Origin of the sequence: Neptunicella marina (assembly GCF_014270035.1) — a bacterium.
Lineage (GTDB): Bacteria > Pseudomonadota > Gammaproteobacteria > Enterobacterales > Alteromonadaceae > Neptunicella > Neptunicella marina.
The window spans coordinates 1-21,880 of sequence record NZ_JACNEP010000019.1 but is presented as its reverse complement, the minus strand read 5'-3'; the positions used below and the strand labels follow the sequence as shown (position 1 = coordinate 21,880).

21 protein-coding genes are annotated in these 21,880 nt (G+C 42.8%); 4 read left to right on the top strand and 17 right to left on the bottom strand.

Annotated features, from left to right (window positions below; translation table 11 throughout):
* Positions 1–8 precede the first annotated feature (8 nt).
* The 6 genes from proQ to H8B19_RS16540 form a co-directional block, all read right to left on the bottom strand.
* Positions 9–656, bottom strand: a complete 648-nt coding sequence (gene proQ, locus H8B19_RS16565) for an RNA chaperone ProQ (RefSeq protein ID WP_186508031.1) — start codon at positions 654–656, stop codon at positions 9–11.
* A gap of 10 nt (positions 657–666) precedes the next feature.
* Entirely contained in the window at positions 667–957 is a 291-nt protein-coding gene (locus tag H8B19_RS16560) for a hypothetical protein (protein ID WP_422121168.1), read from the bottom strand.
* Positions 958–962: 5 nt separating this feature from the next.
* A complete protein-coding gene (locus H8B19_RS16555) occupies positions 963–1,427 on the bottom strand; it encodes a GAF domain-containing protein (protein WP_186508027.1) in 465 nt (154 codons plus the stop codon).
* A gap of 45 nt (positions 1,428–1,472) precedes the next feature.
* Positions 1,473–2,144 carry an SIMPL domain-containing protein gene (locus tag H8B19_RS16550; RefSeq protein ID WP_186508025.1) on the bottom strand — a complete coding sequence of 224 codons (672 nt, stop codon included), beginning with the start codon at positions 2,142–2,144 and terminating at the stop codon, positions 1,473–1,475.
* Between the two features lie 67 nt (positions 2,145–2,211).
* Positions 2,212–2,466: an outer membrane protein assembly factor BamE domain-containing protein gene (bamE, locus tag H8B19_RS16545; RefSeq protein ID WP_186508023.1), complete on the bottom strand. Its 255-nt coding sequence runs from the start codon at positions 2,464–2,466 to the stop codon at positions 2,212–2,214.
* A gap of 53 nt (positions 2,467–2,519) precedes the next feature.
* Positions 2,520–3,311: a hypothetical protein gene (locus H8B19_RS16540; RefSeq protein WP_186508022.1), complete on the bottom strand. Its 792-nt coding sequence runs from the start codon at positions 3,309–3,311 to the stop codon at positions 2,520–2,522.
* A gap of 258 nt (positions 3,312–3,569) precedes the next feature.
* Between H8B19_RS16540 and rsmF the strand changes: the two genes are divergently transcribed.
* Complete coding sequence (gene rsmF, locus H8B19_RS16535; protein ID WP_206683203.1) at positions 3,570–4,991, top strand: 16S rRNA (cytosine(1407)-C(5))-methyltransferase RsmF; 1,422 nt, start codon at positions 3,570–3,572, stop codon at positions 4,989–4,991.
* A 429-nt stretch (positions 4,992–5,420) separates the two neighbouring features.
* Here the strand turns inward: rsmF and H8B19_RS16530 are convergent, their stop codons facing one another.
* The 11 genes from H8B19_RS16530 to dapA all read right to left on the bottom strand — a co-directional run bounded on the left by H8B19_RS16530 (position 5,421) and on the right by dapA (position 19,072).
* Positions 5,421–6,281: an acyl-CoA thioesterase gene (locus tag H8B19_RS16530; RefSeq protein ID WP_186508019.1), complete on the bottom strand. Its 861-nt coding sequence runs from the start codon at positions 6,279–6,281 to the stop codon at positions 5,421–5,423.
* Positions 6,281–8,131: a protein kinase domain-containing protein gene (locus H8B19_RS16525; protein WP_186508018.1), complete on the bottom strand. Its 1,851-nt coding sequence runs from the start codon at positions 8,129–8,131 to the stop codon at positions 6,281–6,283. Before H8B19_RS16525 ends, H8B19_RS16530 begins: the two co-directional genes overlap by 1 nt.
* Before the next feature lie 12 nt (positions 8,132–8,143).
* Positions 8,144–8,986, bottom strand: coding sequence for a 23S rRNA (adenine(2030)-N(6))-methyltransferase RlmJ (locus H8B19_RS16520; protein ID WP_186508016.1), 843 nt, complete (start codon positions 8,984–8,986; stop codon positions 8,144–8,146).
* A 107-nt stretch (positions 8,987–9,093) separates the two neighbouring features.
* Positions 9,094–10,668 (bottom strand): dihydrolipoyllysine-residue acetyltransferase, encoded by a 1,575-nt coding sequence (locus H8B19_RS16515; protein WP_186508014.1) that lies wholly within the window; start codon positions 10,666–10,668, stop codon positions 9,094–9,096.
* A gap of 10 nt (positions 10,669–10,678) precedes the next feature.
* Entirely contained in the window at positions 10,679–11,656 is a 978-nt protein-coding gene (locus H8B19_RS16510) for an alpha-ketoacid dehydrogenase subunit beta (RefSeq protein WP_186508012.1), read from the bottom strand.
* The gene (locus H8B19_RS16505; RefSeq protein WP_186508010.1) at positions 11,649–12,842 is read right to left on the bottom strand and encodes a thiamine pyrophosphate-dependent dehydrogenase E1 component subunit alpha; all 1,194 of its coding nucleotides are present in this window, start codon (positions 12,840–12,842) and stop codon (positions 11,649–11,651) included. The genes H8B19_RS16510 and H8B19_RS16505 overlap by 8 nt, the downstream gene beginning before the upstream one ends.
* A 292-nt stretch (positions 12,843–13,134) precedes the next feature.
* The gene (locus tag H8B19_RS16500) at positions 13,135–13,893 is read right to left on the bottom strand and encodes a ThuA domain-containing protein (RefSeq protein ID WP_186508008.1); all 759 of its coding nucleotides are present in this window, start codon (positions 13,891–13,893) and stop codon (positions 13,135–13,137) included.
* Positions 13,894–14,010: 117 nt separating this feature from the next.
* Positions 14,011–16,245, bottom strand: coding sequence for a carbohydrate binding family 9 domain-containing protein (locus tag H8B19_RS16495; protein WP_186508007.1), 2,235 nt, complete (start codon positions 16,243–16,245; stop codon positions 14,011–14,013).
* Between the two features lie 86 nt (positions 16,246–16,331).
* Complete coding sequence (gene purC / locus H8B19_RS16490; RefSeq protein ID WP_186508005.1) at positions 16,332–17,045, bottom strand: phosphoribosylaminoimidazolesuccinocarboxamide synthase; 714 nt, start codon at positions 17,043–17,045, stop codon at positions 16,332–16,334.
* A 31-nt stretch (positions 17,046–17,076) separates the two neighbouring features.
* A complete protein-coding gene (gene bamC / locus H8B19_RS16485) occupies positions 17,077–18,177 on the bottom strand; it encodes an outer membrane protein assembly factor BamC (RefSeq protein ID WP_186508003.1) in 1,101 nt (366 codons plus the stop codon).
* A gap of 10 nt (positions 18,178–18,187) precedes the next feature.
* On the bottom strand, positions 18,188–19,072 hold the full coding sequence (gene dapA, locus H8B19_RS16480; protein ID WP_186508001.1) for a 4-hydroxy-tetrahydrodipicolinate synthase: 885 nt from the start codon (positions 19,070–19,072) through the stop codon (positions 18,188–18,190).
* Positions 19,073–19,202: 130 nt separating this feature from the next.
* Between dapA and H8B19_RS16475 the strand changes: the two genes are divergently transcribed.
* The 3 genes from H8B19_RS16475 to H8B19_RS16465 all read left to right on the top strand — a co-directional run bounded on the left by H8B19_RS16475 (position 19,203) and on the right by H8B19_RS16465 (position 21,658).
* A complete protein-coding gene (locus tag H8B19_RS16475) occupies positions 19,203–19,727 on the top strand; it encodes a glycine cleavage system transcriptional repressor (protein WP_186508000.1) in 525 nt (174 codons plus the stop codon).
* Positions 19,728–19,752: 25 nt separating this feature from the next.
* Entirely contained in the window at positions 19,753–20,217 is a 465-nt protein-coding gene (gene bcp, locus H8B19_RS16470) for a thioredoxin-dependent thiol peroxidase (protein ID WP_186507999.1), read from the top strand.
* A gap of 385 nt (positions 20,218–20,602) precedes the next feature.
* Positions 20,603–21,658 carry a restriction endonuclease gene (locus H8B19_RS16465; RefSeq protein WP_206683202.1) on the top strand — a complete coding sequence of 352 codons (1,056 nt, stop codon included), beginning with the start codon at positions 20,603–20,605 and terminating at the stop codon, positions 21,656–21,658.
* Positions 21,659–21,880: the final 222 nt, after the last annotated feature.

Sequence of the window (21,880 nt, the reverse complement as noted above, 5' to 3'; positions counted from 1 at the left end):
AGGCTCCGTTATTTACTATTGTTGGCCAGTCTCAGCTTATCCGCCTGAACTTTCACACTCATGCCTGTTGCCAACTGAATGTTAACGCCATCTTTAGCCACTTCGGTAATGGTGGCTGGCATAGGTGATTTACCAATTTTGACAGTTACCTGAGTACCGACCACTAAATCCTGATCTGTCAGTTTAGCAGGAACAACTTTAGCTTTAGGCGTCTGAGACTTGCTATTAGTTCCTTTTACCTTTGAATTTATCGGTTTGGCAGGCTTATTTTTGTAACTTTTTTTATCAGAAGGCTTTTTGCGGTTTTGCTGCTGACGTTTTTCAGCCACTTTTTGTTTGCTTTCAGTCAGAGTTTGCAAGGCATGTTCGGCATGCTCTTTGTCTATAACAGCATCCTGTTCACCCAGCAAATTAACACGATGTGCACCTTCTTTCACCGCATGCAAATAGCGCCAGCTATTGGTGTAATGACGCAAACTGGAGCGTAGCATGGTTTTGCTGACACGCGTCTCACCTTCCAGTTGTTCGCATAAATCCTGAAAAATACCAATTTTCAGAGGTTTAGCTTCTCCTTCAACAGAAAAGCAGGCGGGAAAGGTTTCAGCTAAAAAAGCAATCACTTCTTTGCTGGAAGAAAACTTTTCGGAATTATCCATTAAAACTTCACTAATAATCGTCGTTCTGACCGGTTGAATCCTCATCATCCCAAGTTGCCAGTAAATGGTCAACCCAGTCTTGAAGATCCTCCACGTCTATTTCTACTAAATGCTGATCTTTCGACCAAAATTCCCAAACATGCTGAATAATGCGCTCAAACTGGGTAACTTCAATATCATCATCTGCTTTATCATAAAGATAATGCAGCATATCATTGAATTTTTCAGTAGCATCTTCCGCTTGCTCATCCCAATGATCCATATCTTCCACTGTTGCCAGAACAACATGGATATCGATCATTTCTTTCATTTAAGCGAATCCTGCAGAATATTAACGATACGGGCCAGGCCCTCTGCATCTTGTTGATCAAAACGCGAAAACTGGGGACTATCAATATCCAGCACCCCTGCCAACTGACCATTAATATAAAAAGGCATGACAATTTCAGAATTGGATGCCGCATCACAGGCGATATGACCGCCAAACTCGTGCACATTTTCCACAATCTGAATATCGCCGGTTGCGGCTGCAGTACCGCAAACCCCTTTACCCACAGGGATTCTGACACAAGCTGGTTTACCTTGAAAAGGACCAAGAACCAATGTGTCATCTTTTAATAAATAAAAACCCGCCCAATTGATGTCGGACAGGTTTAACCATAATAATGCACTTACATTCGCCAAATTGGCAATCAGGTCACTTTCATCAGCTAACAGCCCTTGCGCCTGGAGTGCGATATCATGATATAAGTCTGATTTTGCCTGAGTCATGATTTTCAACAAATTGCTTAAGTGCGCGCATTGTCGCTGTGAATGCTAGTCAGATGCAATAGTAAATGTCACCTGAACATCTGCTTTTATCTGCATTTCACCGGGTAAATAGCCACCAGCACTGTCCATTGCTTTAAATCTGACCATTTCTGCCGGCGCCGAATAACCCGAAACCTCGTTAATGGACTGAACACCTGAAATCGTTACCTGTCCTGCACTGGCTAACAATTTTGCCTTTTTACTGGCATTTTCTACCGCTAATGTTAACGCCCTATCGTACAAAGACGCATGATCAGAGCTCATATACTGGAAGTTATCAATACGTCCCGGCCCTATTTTCAACAAACCATCGATAACTTTACCGTAATTTGCCAAATCACGTAATGTCACTTTTAACTGACGGGATAACACAAAACCCTGTTGCTGAAGATGATTGTCCTGACGTTCCATCCAGGGAGAAAGCTGAACTCTTAAAGACTGTACATCTTTGGCTTCAACCCCGTACTTTTTTAATAAACTGGCAACCAGTTCACTTTTTTGCTCCAAAATAGCATTCAGTTTGTCAGTTGAAGGGCCCTTTTCTTCAATATAGATACTAAACTGCAACTGGTCCGGTACCACTGACACCTGACCTTTACCTGAAACATTAATTACATTTTCAGCTGAAACGGCACTACAAAAAAATAAAAATAAAGCGCTAACAAAATGATATTTCATACTTTTCTCCATTTAAACAACAGCGCCAAAATAGAGTGATGCAGATGAATACTGACTGAATTGCAGGTTAATTTTCCAGTGCATTTTTCTCGAAAAACACGGCTTTATCTGCAATAAAGCTGACTTTTATGAAGCGCGAGGATTTATCGCCCCAAATGCAGCTATTAGTACCAAATTTTTCTTCACAGGCATCAGGCGCTCCAAGCAGGCTTTTAACGTCCTGTTGGCTCATGCCCACTTCCAGTTTGTCATAATTTTCCATTGTCACTTTTGAACATGCTGATAAACATAAACATGCCAGCACAATTAATTGTTTTTTCATAACCATTCTCTCCGGATACGTCGGTTATTATCTGATTATTGTCAATGAGCAGGTTAAAACACACCAGCATATACCTGATGAAATACCTTGCGTAGCTCCTGTTCACTCACCCCTTGATTCCAGTTCATGTGTACATCAAAAAAAGCAGGGTCTTTTACTGCCTGCTTAATGGCCAAATCAAATTGCTGTATCAACCGCTTTCCTTCCACACTATTACTGCACATGATATAGCCAAATCCATAGTCCGCCGCTTCGCTAATGGCATAACTGTTCAATTTGACACTGCTTGCTAATTGTCCCACGTAACGGTTAACGACTGAAGGATATTCGACAATAGCCTGTATCCGGTTGTGTGAGAGCATATTGATTACTCCAACAAACATACCCGACGAGGTGCGACTCCATAATTTCGATTTAACCCACGGACTATTGAGTAACGCATCAAGCTGATTACCATAGGAACGGCCGCCAACCACACCCAGTAACCGAATATGTTCGTCAGAAAATAATTTGGCAAGTTCAATGGGCTTATTATCGCTCTGCTTTGTTTCCAGAGTTTTATCCAGCACGGAGCCGCCTAAAACAAACAATCGTAATCCGGCTGACACTGTTTGTGGATAGTGAGTAAAAAGATACTGCTGTTGTCTCTCAGTGGTTTTTAATTTATTACTGGCACAGGCATTTTTATGCGCATCTAACAGTTGAAATGCCCGATTATTATTAGCAGATACAACATTAAAATTAATGTCACCTGTATAATGTCGAATCACATCAATCGTTGTCTGGGATATATGTAACGACTGCCGCAAATCATCTTTTTCACCAACAGGTGAATTAATCCACATTACTCTTTGCGCGTTGCTGTACGCAGGTATGAGAAATAAAACAACTGCAGCCAGCTTTATTATGCTGTTTCGAAAGCCTGTTTTTCGTCTATTACTAAATAATCGAGTTGCACTAAGCTCTATGGCCGATTTATGGTTATTATTCACCGTGCCTGACACCCAATATTTTTCACATGGTGAAAACATCCTACCAAACCCCACCATCATTAAAAGTAAATGATACAATAATTTACTTATCAAATTTGCTAAAACATGCCCATGAATCAATCAGCTACCGTGTCATTTCCAGCAGAGTATCTGGCGCTTATTACCCCATATATTCCTGAACACTCTTCTTTGCAGGATTTTACCCGGATAAGCAGCACCCCATTACGCAAAAGCATCAGGGTTAACACTTTAAAAATATCAGTGGAAGAATTTAAGCAACTGGCGGAACAATTGAACTGGCAGTTAACCCCAATTCCCTGGTGTGCCAGCGGCTTTTGGCTGGAGCGACCAACAGAACAGGAAAAATTAGCGCTGGGCAGCACTGCTGCGCACTTCGCTGGATTATTTTACATTCAGGAAGCCAGTTCAATGATGCCTCCTGAAGCCTTGTCATGCGGAGCGAATTTGTCAGGTAAACTTTTACTGGATATGGCTTCTGCTCCGGGTTCCAAGTCTACTCAATTAGCAGCCATAATGAATAACAGCGGCGTTTTAATCGCTAATGAACTGTCATCCAGCCGTATAAAAGTTCTTAACGCCAATATTCAGCGCTGTGGTCTTACTAACACAGCGATGACTCATTTTAACGCCGATGTATTTGGTGAATGGCTGCCAGAAATATTTGATTTTGTTCAGCTTGATGCACCTTGTAGTGGCGAAGGTGCCATACGTAAAGATCCTCTGGCATTTAAAAACTGGTCTTTATCTTCCACCAACCAGATAGCCAGCTTACAAAAAAACCTGATAAAAAGTGCTTTTCTGGCGCTTAAACCTGGTGGTGAAATGATCTATTCCACCTGTACTTTAAATCCGCTCGAAAACCAACAGGTGTGCCTTTGGTTGCAGCAGCAATTCCCTGATGCCGTAGAATTTATCAACTTAAAAAATCTGTTTAACGGGGCAGAAAAAGCGGTTACTGAACATGGATTTTTGCATGTCTGGCCGCAAATTTTTGATAGCGAGGGATTTTTCGTCGCCAAAATACGCAAAACGGCCGCAGTTCCTTTCGAATTCAAAGGCAAAGAACAAACCAACTTCCCTTTTACCCCGGCAACGAAAAAGCAATTCAACCTTGTAGAGCAGTACTTAGACAATCAGTTTGGTTGGCAATTGCCTGCAAGCCATAAGCTTTACGTACGAGATAATGAATATTGGTTATTTCCTCAAGCATTTATCCCACTTATTGGCAAAATGCGTTTCCAACGTATCGGTGTAAAACTGGCTGAGCTATTTAAATTTGGATTTAAGATAACCCATGAAGCTGTTATGTCATTTAGCGATGATTTTACAAAAAACCTGATAGAAATAACCGATGAGCAAGTTTCTGAACTTTATGCTGGAAAAGATCTTAAATCTTCTCTAAATCGTAATAGTGGGGAAATGGTGGCCATGTACCACAGCGCACCTGTAGCCTTATTAAAGGGGTTAAAGGGAAAGCTTAAAAATAACTTACCCAGAGAGTTAATCCGTTAATAATTTACCTATATGGCCTGTTGAAAAAGCTGGGGACAAAGTGAGGACAAGGTTGTGGATAAGGCCTGAATAAAACTCAAAACATGAACAAATAGTTTATTAAATAGAATGATAACACCTTGAATTAATTGAAAATTTAAAATGTGAAATAAATTCCACCAATAATTGTTTATTTTTTAAACTTCGTTATCTACAATTAAGTTCTGGTTTAAGACTGCTTCTCCCAATTGGAATCAGTTTGTTTGGTTAGCGCACGGCTCATACCATGAGCCATTCCCCTGGACCCAGAACTTAGTTTAGTCTCTGGGTCTTTTTTTATCCGAAGCCCGTCAACTAAAACGTTTAAGCCACATTTACACTCAAAAAACAGACTTACAAACAGTAACGTAACGCCTGTAAGTCTGACTAACATATTTCATCTCTGAATATTTAAGATTGAATATGACGAACAAGACCTTCCTGCATGGTTGAGGCAATTAAATTGCCGTCTAAATCAAAAAACTGACCTTTAACTAATCCCCTTGCGTTGCCCGCAAACGGACTATCCATACAATAAAGAACCCACTGATTAAAATCGAATTCACGGTGAAACCAAATCGCGTGATCAATAGTCGCCATGCGAATCGATTTATCCATAATCGATAAACCATGCGGTTGCAGGGCGGTGACTAAAAAATAATAATCTGAGGCATAGGCCATCATTCGCTGATGCATGCTGATATCAGCACCTAACGCTTCATTGGCACGCATCCATACATATCGAACAGGTTCCCGGCTTTCTGGTGCGGCAGGGTTAATTGATTGCACAGAACGCATATCTATCGGTTCATGATAACTGAGCTTCTCTTTTACGCTATCCGGCATATTGGCAAACAGTTTGCGGTAGCACTCAATTTCGGGCGTCAGTGTTTCAGCCGCAGGTACGTCTGGCATCTGTGCAAACTGGTGTTCCAACCCAGTTTCAGGGAACTGGAAAGACACTGTCATAAAAAAGATGGTGCGGCCGTTTTGAATAGCCTTTACCCGGCGGGTACAAAAACTGCGGCCATCACGAATACTTTCAACGTCATATACCACTGCTTTGGAGGCATCGCCCGGCAATAAAAAATAACTGTGCAGAGAATGTGCAACCTGCCCTTCAGCCACAGTTTGTTGGGCTGCCGCCAGCGCCTGTCCTAACACTTGTCCACCAAACAACGCACGGAAACCCAAATCCCAACTCTGTCCGCGGTATAGTTCGGTTTCCAGTTGTTCTAATGTGAGTAATTCACTTAATTTAACTTCTTTCATTATGCTGTCCTGCCTGCATGGGGATTACGCGGATAAAATTTTTCCGGTAAGTGATCCATATGCTCAAAATAACGGGTGTCTTTATAAGGTAACTTCATAAAACCGGAAATACCCAGACCATCAATTTGTGGAATTAACTGAATAAGTTCATCTAACAATGCAGCAAATTGCGGTTCTTTATTGATATCCAATAGCACGTAATAACTATGAATTTTTAAATGGGTGGGGAGTGCTTCAAAAATAATACAACCCGTATGATGTATATCATTAAGTTGTTTGATCACATCCATCATTTTTGTTGGTAATTTTAACAACTCATCCGGATCATCACCATCTTCAAAATACGAATGCATTCGGCTGCGATTTTCCAGTGGCGCGCCTTGCGGCCCACTTAAATCTGCCAGATCATAAGGAATACGCAATCCGGTTTCTGGAATAAAAGGCTGGCTCTCTGATTCACGCTCAACATGCAGGGTATCTTTTGCATTAAACATGCAGCTTTTAAAAATGCCCTGACGGTGTATTGCACGTGCTAAAACCACCACATTATTCACCGACATTTCAAAAGAGGCTTTAAGTGATGGATCGTGTAAATTTAGACTCGAATCGATATACACACCTTCTGCCTGCCAGCGCACAGCCAGCCCACCTACCACAGGGAATTTACCTAAGCGCCCTACCGCCGCTATAAAAGCTTTTTCGGTTTCGCCCATGCCCTGCATATAGTTTTTGTAATAACGATCAAATTGCGCATCATTTAAATAACTGAGCTCATGATGGTAATTTTCAACCCGTAAAAAAGATTTACGTGAACTGTACACCACGGTTTCGATTTCACGTTTTTTCGGCGCCATCCAACAAGGGATCATGGGTTTGTATAGTACTTTATCCTCATCGGCAAACACCATGTTTTTCATATAAGCCATATTGGCCATAAAATAATCCCCTCCCTGCTGGCGGGTTTGAGGATCGTCACTCATCATGGCCGTTAAAGTCTGGGCCAGCTCTTTAGGTAAATTAAGTGCATTAGGTGTAATCACTTTACGCCCAAAACGACTGGATTGTCCTGAGGCCAGAGCATACAAGGTACTGGCTAAGCCCTGCTCGTCAAAACGCACGCTGGATAACGCACCGTTTAACTGATCTTCCCCGATAAAATACACATCACCTAAGCGAGCATTGGTTTGCTGTAAATCCGCTGACATCAGTTCCATCACGCTATTACTCACAAACTGTCCACTGGCATCCAGTTGTGCAAATACCGATGAGCCCCAGTCTATCAGCGCAATTTGTTCGCTTTGTGGGTCGAGCATGATGTTTGAGGGTTTAATATCACCATGCACTATCGGTTTATTTTGATCCTGATATTCAAATTCACGTAAGGTTTTTAATATCGCCGCCATTTGCACCGCAATACTCACCACCAGTCTTGCCGGTAACGGACCTTGTTGCAGCGAATATTGCTCCAAATCTAGCCCTGCTGCGCGCTCCATTACCAAAATGGCTTGTTTTTTTACCCGTTGAAATTCAACTAAAGGTGGCACATTTGCATGATCGACCTGGCTTAACATGTAAGCTTCATCTTCCAGCCTGTCTTGCACATGTTGCGGCAGGTTTACCCGTGAAAATTTAAACACCAGTGATTGCCCATCGGGCGCAGTGCCAGCAAACACAAAACCAAAGGCGCCTTTGCCGATATATTCAATATTGGCGTAGCCCAGGCGTTGTAATTGCTGATGGCAAAGCTCAAACCAGTCTTTGAGCTTTTGCGCATCCTGATGCGACAGCAAATAAAATGACTGTTCATCAGGAATATAGAAATGTTTAAGACTGCGTGGCTGCTGTTCCATAGCGATATCTAATTACTGCGGTTGAATTAACCACTGGCTGCGATAACCACTGCCGGGTTGCTCGCTGAGTGTCTGGTCTAACTCTGGCAACATGGCTTCAATTTGCTGATCACATTCAAAAGGCAAATTGATAAACGCCATGCCCGAGCCGTACATGCCCAGCTCTTCTGGCTGCGGTTTTACCCAAAGTTCAGCCACATATAAACTGCTGGGTTGTGACTTGTGCAAGGCTTCAAGCATACGCTGACTTTTATCGCGCTGTTTTGCCAGCAACGGATACCAGATTGCGATGGTGCCCCCTGCCCAGCGTTTTTGTACCTGAGTCACGGTTTTAACCACTTTCTGGTAGTCTTCGGCGAGCTCATATGGTGGATCAATTAATATCATGCCACGCGCAGGTACAGGCGGTGTTAAGGCCAGCACACCTTCATAACCGTCACGGTGATGGCAGGCAATACGCGCATCGTTGTGCATATTACGTCGTAAGTTATCAAACTCATTATTGTGCCATTCCATCAGGCATAGTTTATCCTGCTCGCGTAACATTTTGGCGGCAATCGCCGGTGAGCCGGGATACTGATTATGTGCGCGAAACCCACGAATAAGTTCAAGGTAGGCATTAATGGCGCTGTTATCTGTGTTGATATTTAACAGTTTATCAATGCCGCCAACATACTCTTTATTTTTACTGGCCATTTCAGCATCCAGCGCATACACACCAGCACCACTGTGGGTGTCGATATAAATAAAGGGTTTATTTTTTTGCTTAAATTTATTTAGCAATATGCTCTGGCATGCATGCTTTAACACATCTGCATGATTACCCGCATGAAAGGCATGACGATAACTAAACACTACAATTTCCTAATTCAGACAGGCCACAAGTTTACTTCAGCCATAATAAAAAACCCACCATTTGGTGGGCTTTTCGCTTAAGGTTCAAATCCTTTGCAAACTTAAAATTATTTAAGTGCTGCCAGCATAGTTAATGGATTCTCAAGGTATGAACGCCATAAGTTACTGAAACGTACCATAGTGGCGCCGTCAATTATACGGTGATCACCCGACCAGCTGATATGCATAATATTGGCCGCAAACACCTGACCATTAGCATCAAAACGTGGCAGTTTTTGCATTTTACCCAGTGCCACAATCGCCGCTTCAGGTTTATTGATAACAGGTGTTGCCACTGTGCCACCAATCACACCAACATTAGAAATACTGATGGTGCCACCTTTTAAATCGGCGCTGGCTAAACGACCGGCACGCGCCTGATCAATCAGTCGGTTTACTTCAATCGCCACCTCTTTTAATGACAGATTTTGCACACCTTTAATATTAGGCACCAACAAACCGATTTTGCTGTCTACCGCCATGCCAATGTTATGATCATCAAAATACGTCAGCTCGGTGCAATCGTCATTAACCTGCGCATTGATAACGGGAAACTGTTCCAGTGCCAGTGACATCGCTTTGATCATAAACGGCATAAAGCTCAGTTTGATGCCCTCTTTATCAAATTGCTCTTTTAACAAGGCGCGAGCTTCAATTAATTTGCCCATATCCACTTCATCAGACACGGTAAAGTGTGGGATAGTCGATACCGAATCGACCATTTGTTTGGCCATCGCGGCTTTTACACCACGAATTGGCTCAACCCGTTTTCCACCAGTTACGTTTGCTGGCTGTGAGTTATGGGCTTGATATTCAGCTTTCGGTTGAGAATTGACTTCTGATGTTAAAGATTGGGCACCGTTAACATACGCCGCAACATCTTCTTTCATCACCCGGCCTTTTTTACCGCTGCCGTTTACTTTAGCGATATCAATGCCCTGCTCTCGCGCCAAACGACGCACAGCCGGGCTGGCCAACGCTTTGCCCGAAGCTTTAACCGGCGCTGAATCGTCAGTTTTAGTTTGTTCAGGAGTCGCCTGAGCTTTTGTTGTGGATTGTGGCTGACTTACAGCACCGTCACCAACTTGCTGAGCAAATAACGGTGTATGCACTTTGGCAATATCACCTTTGGCATAATACAGCTTAGTCACCACACCATCGTGTTTAGCCGGAATTTGTACCAGCGCTTTGTCGGTCATCACCTCGGCTACGGCCTGGTCTTCTTTGACCATCTGGCCTTCTTCAATCAGCCATTCCACCAGCTCGCATTCAACAATGCCTTCACCAATATCCGGCAGTATAAAGTCAATTTGCTCACCGCTAGCACTGTTTGTTGTACTAGCAGATTCCACCACGGACTCTTGCTGAGCAGCAGGCGCTTTGTCGTTGTTAGCTGATACGACATTATTGTCACTTTGCATCGCAAACAACGGTTCATGCACTTTAGCGATATCACCTTTGGCATAATACAATTTAGCCACAATGCCAGAATGCATAGCAGGAATCTGTACTAATGCTTTGTCTGTCATCACCTCGGCAACCGGCTGATCTTCTTCAATCTGCTGACCTTCTTCTACCAGCCATTCAACCAGTTCACATTCAACGATGCCTTCGCCAATGTCGGGTAATATAAAATCTTTCATCGACGGCTCCTTAGAAGTTAACGCTGCGCATAATGCCTTCAAACACTTTTAAGTGATCAGGCATATATTCTTTTTCGTGCGCTAATGGATACGGGGTATCTAAACCACAAATACGCTCAATCGGTGATTCCAGATGCAGGAAACATTTCTTCTGAATCGTTGCGGCAATCTCTGCGGCAAAACCACCGGTTAACGGTGCTTCATGGCTAATTAACAAACGACCGGTTTTAACCACCGATTGCGCCACGGTTTCCGCATCCCATGGGGTAATAGTACGTAAATCGATAATTTCGCTGGAAACCCCTTGTTTATCCGCCATTTCTGCGGCTTTTTCCATGATTTCCATCTGAGCGCCCCAGGCCAGTAAGGTAATGTCATTTCCTTCTTTAAGCACTTCAGCTTTGCCCAGTGGCAAGGTGTAATCATCTTCAGGTACGTCACCCACAGAGGCACGGTAAATGCGCTTGGGCTCCATAAACAACACTGGGTTATCGTCCCGAATGGAGGCTAACAATAAACCTTTGGCCTGATACGGGTTACGTGGCACCACAATTTTGATACCGGCTGCATGGGCAAAAAACGCTTCAGGTGATTGTGAGTGATACAAACCACCTGCAATACCACCGCCATATGGAGTACGAATGGTTAACGAACCACAGGTAAACTGGCCACCGGAGCGGTAACGGAACTTAGCAGTTTCGTTAACGATTTGGTCAAAGGCCGGGAAAATGTAATCACCGAACTGAATTTCGGCAACAGGGTAAGAGCCCTGTGATGCCAAACCATTAGCAAAACCAATTATGCCCTGCTCGGTCAGTGGCGTATTAAAACAGCGTGCTTTACCGAATTTTTCCTGCAGGTTACTGGTGGCGCGGAATACACCACCAAAGTGACCCACGTCTTCACCAAACGCCATGACTTTATCGTTTTCTTCCATGGCAATAATTAAGGCGTTATTGATCGCCTGTAACAGATTCATCTTAGCCATGGTTTAGTCTCCCTGATGTTTTAGGATAGGCTTCGGGATATTTCGCAATATGCTGTTTGAGTTCTGTAAGCTGTTCTTCAAGATTCCAGGTGGGTTTGTCATACACATCTGTGATGATTTCATCAATCACACACACGGGCACCTGCTCCACACGTTTCAGTTCCTGTAAGACTTCCTGACGCATGGTTTCCAGTTCTTTTTTGTTGGCTTCTTCGTCCAGCCAACCCTGTTGTGCTAACCAGCCAGCCAAACGTTTAATCGGATCTTTATCCGCCCATTTGGCTTCTTCTTCTTTTGAACGGTAACTGCTTGGATCATCCGAGGTTGAATGCGCCGCTAATCGGTAGGACATCGCTTCTATCAATACCGGGCACTGTTCTTCTAATGCAATTTCGCGTGCGCGCTTGGTCGCAGCAAAAACAGCCAGTGCATCGTTACCATCCACTCGAATGGTTTTAATGCCGTAACCTAAACCACGTGAGGCAATACCATCACCAGCAAATTGCTCTGCCGCTGGCGTTGAGATTGCGTAACCATTATTACGACAAAAGAAAATCGCCGGGCAGTTTAATACCGCCGCCATGTTCAGACCTGCATGGAAGTCACCTTCCGATGCCGCGCCTTCACCAAAATAACAAATGGTCACGGCTGGTTCGCCCGCCATTTTCTGGCCATAAGCGTAACCTGCCGCCTGAGGGATCTGGGTGCCCAGTGGAGAGGAAATGGTCATAAAATTCAGTGCCTTATCACCATAGTGAATCGGCATCTGACGACCTTTATTCGGCTCCTGCTCATTACTGAACATTTGGTTCATGAATTGTTGGGTAGTGTAACCACGAAACGCCAGTGCGCCCTGTTCACGATACTGCGACATGATCATGTCTTGTGGTTCCAGCGCTGCAGCACTGGCCACCGCAGCGGCTTCTTCGCCGGTACTGGCCAGATAAAAACTGATACGTCCCTGACGCTGCGCCGCCACCATACGTTCATCCAGAATGCGGATAAACTGCATAGTTTCATACATTTTGATCGCCAGCTCTTTAGATACCTCTGGCACGTCCGCACCTTTATAAACACTGCCATCCGGTTGCAGAATCTGGAGCATAGGAATATCAACAATGCCTTTTTCAATCAGTTTTACCTGATGCACACTGTTGATGTCAGACAAATGGTTTCTCGTATTCATAATTGACCTTTCATCGGTTCATTACCTTGATTGATTGTAAGTGTAGGGTACAAAGCAATGTGATGGATAAGGCCAACATCATATGCTTAAGCCACAATCAAATTATTGCTTTTTACGAAAGTGGAAAGGATCGCAAATAAAATACAGAGTTTAAAATGAATGAAAAATTAGGATATTTAACCTAACTTTCTAAAGGATTATAAAAGGATACTTATCAATGTGAGCAAAAGGTTAACAGACCACCTAAAACAAAAAAGGGGCAAATTGCCCCTTTATACCTGTTTAAAACACATTATTTAAGCATGCCTTTTCCGGTTGCGGCCCAGTAAATACCGCCATAGAGATGTTTCATAAATAATGCATCCTGCCAGCCTTCACGCATATGACCTAAATTAGTATAAAACGAACGACCACCATCATAAAACTGGTACCAGCTGATAGGATGAAACTCGCCCATACCCTCACCTTTTACGCGGCCCCAGTCTGCTTTGGGCTCATAGGTTTTTTCGTCAACACTTAAAATGTAATGCAGATCTTTACTTAATTCCGGGCCAAACTGATACCATTCGTCTGTCCACAAAAAACTGTCTGGTAGTGTTTCAGTGCCGGGGAATTTACGGTCCAGTACACTGACCCGTGCAGTTTGATTAGTAGGATGGATCACAAATGTGCGTCCTACCATTTTGGTATACCAGGGCCAGTCGTATTCGGTATCAGACGCACTATGAATACCAATAAACCCCTTGCCCCCTTTTATGAAGCGCTCAAAGGCGGCCTGTTGTTCATCATTTAAAATATTGCCTGTGGTATTGAGGAAAATTACCGCATCATACTGTTCAAGATTTTTATCATTAATACGGCTGGCGTCTTCTTCCCAGTCCATATCAAAGAAATGACGTTTAGACAGTTTTTCGATGGCAGTCACACCCGCATTAATTGACTTATGGTGCCAGCCATCGGTTTTACTGAAAACCATCACTTTAAACTGACTGGCCGCCACATTAGCCACTAAACATAAAGTGGTGAATACAAATAGAATGGTGCGTTTCATGCGCGCTTTCCTTAACCTGTTATTAACATTTATCCGCTCAAGCTTGCGCTTACACGAAAAACTTATCTGGTAAATTTTCCGCGTAAACTATCACAAACTTGCTGCACTGCTCGCGAGTTAAAGCTGCCATGCATAGCTGAATTTAGCAAATAAAGTTCGGTCGGTTTTAAGCAAATGGCGGGTGGCATAATCCTGCAAGCTGTTATCTGAATATCCCAGATACACTAATGTCTGAGGATTAATTTCATAGGAATACAGCAGCTGTGACGACAAATAGCGTTCTTCAGCATCAAACCAGTCTGGTTGTTCATAGTTAGTCAGATTACGGTCAATACGTGTGTACTGAGTAATTAAACTCAGGCGGCTGCGCATATTAAACTGCCAGGTTAACTTTACCTGAGTTAAATTGGCGGTTAAAACCTGCTCGCCATCGTGTTCAAGCTGGTTATAGATATGGAAGGTATCAAAATTAAAATGTTTATTGATTTGCCATTGCACATAGGCTTCCAGATTAAGACTGTCAGACAAACGGCTATTTTCCACATCCACCACTTTACCTGGTTGAATAAATGCAGCCACTAGTAGTCCCCCAACTGGGGTAAATTCGTTCCAGACAGATAGCTGGTCTTCATCAAAATACTGGCCATTGAATAAACGCTTACGGTGCAACAGGTTTACATCACCGTAATACTGCATTTTACCTTCGGCACTGGCGTACACTTCCCATTCCTCTTCTAGCAGATTGCCGTCCAAATCACGGGTTTTATCATAGTTACCACCTGCGTTGGCCAGACTAAACCAGTTATCACTATCTAAATACCAGGTACGACTGCCCCCTACTTCTCCTCGCTCATAGTTGGCTTGGGAGATAAAACCTAAATCGGCACGGAAGCCTTTGTCCACACGCTTAAAGTTCACATAAGCATCAAAGTCACGGTTTTCATGGGTCATTTGCACAAAATAAGCATTGCCGGTTTGTGTATCTTCCAAACCAAAATCCTGCTGCAACTGAAGAGGGTTTTTTGAATCGCTACGTGCCACCTGATACTGCACCTGATTGTTGCCATCAAACCAGTAACTGCCGTCAACGGAGGCTAATTGGTTACGATAGCCGTCACCGTTGCGATTGGTCAGTAATACGCCGACATTGTTTTGTTCACCTACATCCATTTTATAGCGTGCAATCGCCACTTTACTGTCGATATCCAGCACAGCCAGTTCATCTCCCAAACGACCGGGCAGTAAAAAACTGGTGCTGTTATCGTCAGCCACCATCAGGCCATAACTATGCACCCCGGTTTTACCGGTTATTTTGGCGCCATAATCAGGGTCTGCGATATTTCGGGTATGTACCAAATTAAAATTGGATGTCGAAAAATAATCGGCGCCATCTAAGAAAAAGGGGCGTTTCTCATCGTAAAACAGCGAAAAGGTATTATTCACATCAAGCTGCGCTGAGTCGGCCTCGACCTGAGAGAAATCAGGATTGATGGTGGCATTTACCACCGCATTTTTAGTTATGCCCCAGCGGACATCCAGCCCCACATCCGATTGGTTATCGCCGTTTTGCCAGTGTGGTTGTGGCTCAACGTCCTTTAAATCAGTTCTGCCCAACGTTAAGGTGGGCGTCAATTGTAAATTATTACCCGGCTGAACATCGGCAAAGCCTTTAAAACCGTCAAACTGACATAATGTACAATTGATGTTGCGATCAAATGCAACATTAGACAATGCGGTCCACTCGGCACGCGGATAATTGCGATAAAAACCAATATTCCACAGGCTGGGTTCAGTAACATGGGCGAAGCGCAGCGCTCGAAATGGGATCGCCATTTCAACCACATATCCTTTGGTATTAACCTGCCCTGCACTATCCCAGATAGCGTCCCACGAGTCGTCTTCATTTAATCCGGCATTATCTTCAACCGTTTTATCTGCCTGCGCCCCCATGGGGTTAGCAAAAAAGGAAAATCCGTTACGTTTATCATTAAAGGTATCGATAATCACGCCCACGTTATCGTCAGCATTTAAGTCGTCACGTTTACGGTAACTGGCGCGAATATCGTCAGGATTAGGATCAAATGCTTCAAACGCAATATATAAATACTGGCCATCTTCATACACATAAGCATTGGTTTTAACTGGTGCGGCTATGCCTTCGCCCGGATCATTTTCATAATCCAGGGTAATTTTGGCAGCCTGTTGCCAGATGGTTTCATCAAGAGATCCGTCAATGACCGGAGCCTGAGCGAGTCGTGGTAGATGATGTTGTGAGATGGGGGTTGCGTTTGTCTGAAGGGTACTGATTAAAAATGTGCTTATAATAACAGCCTTGATAAATCTAAAGCGCATATTATTCCATTAATTTATAGTTATTTCCTATCAATGTAACGCTGCAGAAAAAATTCTGCAGCATTTAATTGGTTTTATTTTGGATACTAAAGTGGCACACCCAAACGATTAGCTACGGCTTCGTAGGCTTCAACCACACCACCTAACCCCTGGCGGAAACGATCTTTATCCATTTTTTCGTTGGTTTCCTTGTCCCATAAACGGCAACCGTCTGGTGAGAATTCATCACCTAAAACGATATTGCCGTCGGCATCCAGACCAAATTCCAGTTTAAAATCAACCAGCACTAAACCCGCATCATCAAACAAGGCTTTTAGCACCTCATTAACTTTAAAGGTGAGCTGTTTCATGCCTGCAATTTGCTCGGCAGTCGCCCAGCCAAATGCCTCGATATGGTATTCATTAACCATAGGATCATGCAATGCGTCATTTTTTAAGAAAAACTCGAAAGTCGGTTTATCAAACACCTTACCTTCTTCAACACCTAAACGGCGAACCAGAGAGCCTGCCGCACGGTTACGCACAACACATTCCACCGGGATCATATCCAGTTTTTTCACCAGGGATTCTTCGTCAGACAGCAGCGCTTCAACCTGAGTCGGGATACCCGCTGCTTCCAGCTTGTTCATAATGAAATGATTAAACTTGTTATTAACCATGCCCTTACGCGCCAACTGGTCAATTCGCTCACCATCAAAGGCAGAGGTATCGTTACGAAACTGCAGAATAAGCAAATTCGGATCATCAGTTGTGTAGACCGTTTTTGCTTTACCACGATAAAGTTCTGCGCGCTTTTCCATTATTTGAAATCTCACCCGTTAGTAATAAATGTTAAATATCTAAGTTTTTCTGCGACATAACGTCTGAGAAGACGTCATACAAATCTTTCACTTTTTCAGCAGCAAAAGGCTCGTTATCTTCATTCATGAAGGTGATCGCCGTTTTATTGCCGTCAATTTGTTCCAACTGCACACGGTAATCGTCTTTTTTCAGATCCAGTTCATTGGCACCACTGCCCCATAAACTATCCCACCAGCTTTCGTCGACACCTTTGTATTCAACAAAGATAAGGCCGGCGGTTTGATCTAAATCTTTTACATCAAAACCCAGTTTACGGAATACCAGTAACAAACGTGGCCAGGTCACAGTATAGTTGGCATCCACGATATAAGCCGGTTGCCCCTTGGCATTAAAACCAATTTCACTTTGCAGCCCTTCGCGAATTTCCTGAATACGTTTTACTTCTGTCAGTACACGCTGGTCGCGGTAATTGGCAATCACACGGTTAAGGATATTCACCTCGTTAGCACGAGCATTGGCATCAGCCAGTCCGGCGACCACTTCACCGTTACGACTTTCTTTGTATTCTTTTAACTCAACATGCAACGCGGCACTACGTCCATGACTTTTTTTCGTCAGGGTAAATTCAAAACGAGCGGCGACTTCGGTCACGCCTTTATCCCAGTCTAGCCAGGAACTGTTACTTTCATCGTTATATACAAACCAGTCTGTCAGTAACACTTGTTTGTCTTTATCAAACGACAATACACCGATATTATTTTTTTCCAGAAAACCAATCAGGTTATCCCAAATATCGTTATCCAGCGGTTTATCATCCGTAATTTGATCAAACCAAACCGTCGCTTCTTTAGAGCCTTCTTCAATATGTGAGCCTGTTACCATAGGCATTACCACATGCGGCGCAACCACTTTTAGCTTTTTACCCAGCAAAATCTGTTGCTGTTTTTCGCCGTTAGGGATAGCAAAATCATTAGTATATTCCGGGGTATCCACCCCTTCAGGTAACTTGGGCGCCGACAAATGCTCACGTTTGAGATAATCGTAGCTGCCATTGGCAATTTGTCGTTCTTCAATGCTGTTACAAGCGGCTAAACCAGCCAGTAACGAAACCAGTAATACATTTCTGGTCATGCAATTTCCTCTAATTTGTTATTATTCCCACATCGAGCATGACCTGTTCGATGAGTTTTTTATTCGCAAGTTCCGCAGTCACTAACGGTAATCGCACAATATCTGACTGAATCAAACCCATACGTTGTAATGCCCACTTTGGCATCACAGGATTGGGTTCAATAAACAGCAGCTTATGTAATTGCGCAATTTTATTATTGATAGCTTGTGCTTCAGCAAACTGACCGTTGCGAGCCAGTTTTACCATTTGAGCAATCTCTGCCGGCACTAAATTCGCGGTAACGGAAATGGTACCATGGCCACCCAACTGGATAAATTCCAGTGAGGTATCATCGTCACCACTTAATAAAATAAACTCATCATCAACCAAGGCTTGCGTGTCTTTTAAACGCTGCATATCGCCAGTCGCATCTTTAATACCGACAATTTTGGGATGTTTGGCCAGCTCAGCAACCGTTTGTGGCAACATATCCAGTACGGTCCGGCCAGGCACGTTATACAGTAAAACCGGTAAATCGGTACAGTCGGCGATGGTTTCAAAGTGCGCCACTAAACCACGTTGCTGTGGTTTGTTGTAATAAGGCACCACACTTAAAAAACCATCTACTCCCAGCGTGGCCATTTCCTGACTTAACTCAATCGCCTCTGCCGTAGAGTTGGCACCACTACCAGCGATAACGGGTATACGCCCTGCCGCATATTCAACTGTCTTTCGGATAACTTCAATATGCTCATCAACCGGAAGCGTGGCTGATTCACCGGTGGTTCCCACCGATACGATGCCGTCAGTACCGGCATTAACATGGAATTCGACAAGGGCTTTCAGCGCGGGGTAATCAATTTGCTGATCGGCCGTCATTGGGGTAACGAGTGCGACTATACTACCTTTAAACATGTGGGCTCCAAGCTTAATAAGCGGCCAATCTTAAAGGCCGCCCCGCTTAAAAACAAGCAATGCAGTGATAAAAAGCAAAATAAAAAAATCTATGTTAAAGTTAGTTGTTTTTTAAAAAGGAAAAATCAAGATGAAACAACAGCTTATTGTAACAATACTGGGTACGGATCAGGTGGGAATATTAAGTGCCCTGTCCAATACAATGAGCGAATCCGGTTGTAATATTCTTGATAGCCGCCAGGCCATTTATGGACACGATTTATGCCTGACGATGATAATAGAAGGTGAGCACGCAGCCATCACCCGTGCAGAACTGAATTTACCGGCGGTATGCCAGAAGTTCGATTTATTATCCATTATGAAACGCACCCGCGAACATCACCGACAGGATCTGACGCGTTTGGCAAATGTTGAGTTTGTCGGGTTAGACGCCATCGGCATTATCCATAAGGTGACCAATTTTTTTGTATCTCACAATATTGCCGTTTCTGCGTTTCGTCAGCATACCTTCACTGAAAAAAGTACCCAGGCCAAAATGCTCAAAGTCAAAATGGTGATCAGTTTGCCAGATACAGCAGATGCCGAAGCCATAGTAAAGTGGTTCAGCGCTTATCTTGATGAATTAGAACTAATCGGTACCATTACCTTGCATTAATAGCCTGAACATTTTAAGGAGATTTATGAATTATTTAGCCGAAGGGTCAACAGCCCCGGAATTTTCGATTCCCGACCAAAACGGCGAGCCCTGTTCCCTGAGCCAGTTTAAAGGTAAAAAAGTGCTGGTATATTTTTACCCCAAAGCCATGACGCCCGGTTGCACAGTACAAGCCCAGGGATTACGTGATACCAAAGCGGAACTGGATGCAGCCAATGTTGTGGTACTCGGTATTAGCCCCGATCCGGTAAAACGCCTGCCTAAATTTATTGAACGCGACAATTTAAACTTCACCTTGTTATCGGATGAAGACCACGCCGTTGCCGATAAATTTGGCGTATGGGGCCCTAAAAAGTTTATGGGTCGTGAGTTTGACGGTATCCACCGTATTAGCTTTTTAATTGATGAAAACGGTGTGGTGGAGAAGGTATTTGATAAATTCAAAACCAAAGATCACCATGAAGTGGTATTGGAGTATTTGAAGGGCTGATTGCCCTCCACCATTTCAAAAGGCCGCTAATAAAGCGGCCTTTTGTTTTTTTAGCCAAACGCAGTTTGGCATTCCTGCGATTCAGCCGTTACAAGTATTTAGAAACATCCTGTTCTGCCACTCAACAGCCAAATTTGTTTACCTAAAAGTCGACGTCGCAGTTAAGTCAGGCAAAGCCTGACACGGAAACTCGATTTATATTTCGGTCAAATTATTTCTATTTCGAAAAAACAACTGGCAAAATTAACTTTTATGGAACATATAGTTTGTTAAAGGAATACGAAAATAACATTTGAGGGAGTAAAAAATGATTTACCTTTGTAATAACTGTAATACAACAACATTTTCAACTAGTTGCAATAAATGTGAAATTCAAGAATCTCATATGGTTCCCCTAAACCCTAGTTTTTACCCAGATTTCCATTATGTATCAAAAGGGTTTGTCAAAGATTTATTTGGGAAAAAGAAAGAACAAGAAAATTTAAATAATTTATTGGATAGAGTACTGACTAAATATAATGAATTACTTAATCCTTATTTTTTAAACTATGCATATTTACTGCTTGGCGATAGTCATGAGGCAAGCACAATTAATAGTAATAATAACGAGTACAGTTCTGCAGAGTTGTTCCAACAAGTTTTGGTTCGGAAAGGATTTGTTGAACTAAGAGAAAGACCCGACTTATTGTATAAGTTGCTGTCGACTACCGTCTTTGCGTCTACTTATTCTGGTTTTAGAAGAGAAATAAAAAGGCATATCAAAAACGATTTAGATAGTTCTCTTAGATCTTGGATAGATGAATCGGGGACGGATTTCAGAAATAATTTATGCTTATTTTTGTACTTTATATGGGAGTCAAAATCCGTTGGTATAGGTCTATCATTTAATGAAAATGCTAGTTCAAATAGAGATGTAAGTTTACTTGAAAATGGGATGATTACAGGTTTCCTTTCCAAATGTGAAAGGATTTATAAGGAGATCCTAATAGATAGACTTGATTTTAAACTATCTAATTTTGATCCTGAAAATTTTGTGAGCATATACTCTATAGATGCAATGGATGGATTTTCTTTTGAGGAATTTTTGGTTTTACTTTTTCAAAGACTTGGTTACGACGTAAAAGAAACAAAGAAAACTGGTGATCAAGGTGCTGATCTGTTCGTTGAAAAATTTGGTAAAAAAATAGTAATTCAAGCTAAAAATTATAGTGGAACTGTCGGAAATTCAGCAGTTCAACAAGCACTTTCTGCCAAAACTTTTTACAACTGTGACGACGCAATGGTAATAACTAACTCCTATTTTTCTCGTTCCGCAAAAGAACTAGCGTCGGCTTCATCTGTTAGATTAATAGATAGATCAAAGCTTATGGAATATTTGGACGATTATAATCAGGCTTTAGTTGAGTCTCTAGAAAACAATTATAGTTCAACAACATCTTAAAATACTGCGTTCAAACTCATTAGATATACTTTCAATTATGCTCTGCACAAATTGCATACAGAAGTTTTACTACTGAAATTTATTACTAAAGCCAAGCTAGCGCTTGGCTTTTTTCTGCGCCTCTGACTTTTAGACAAAATCCAACTGGCTTTCGAATGGCCGAACACGACGTATATGGACTCCACCTGTTTAGCAACCTGCATTTTCAAAATTAAGATGCGA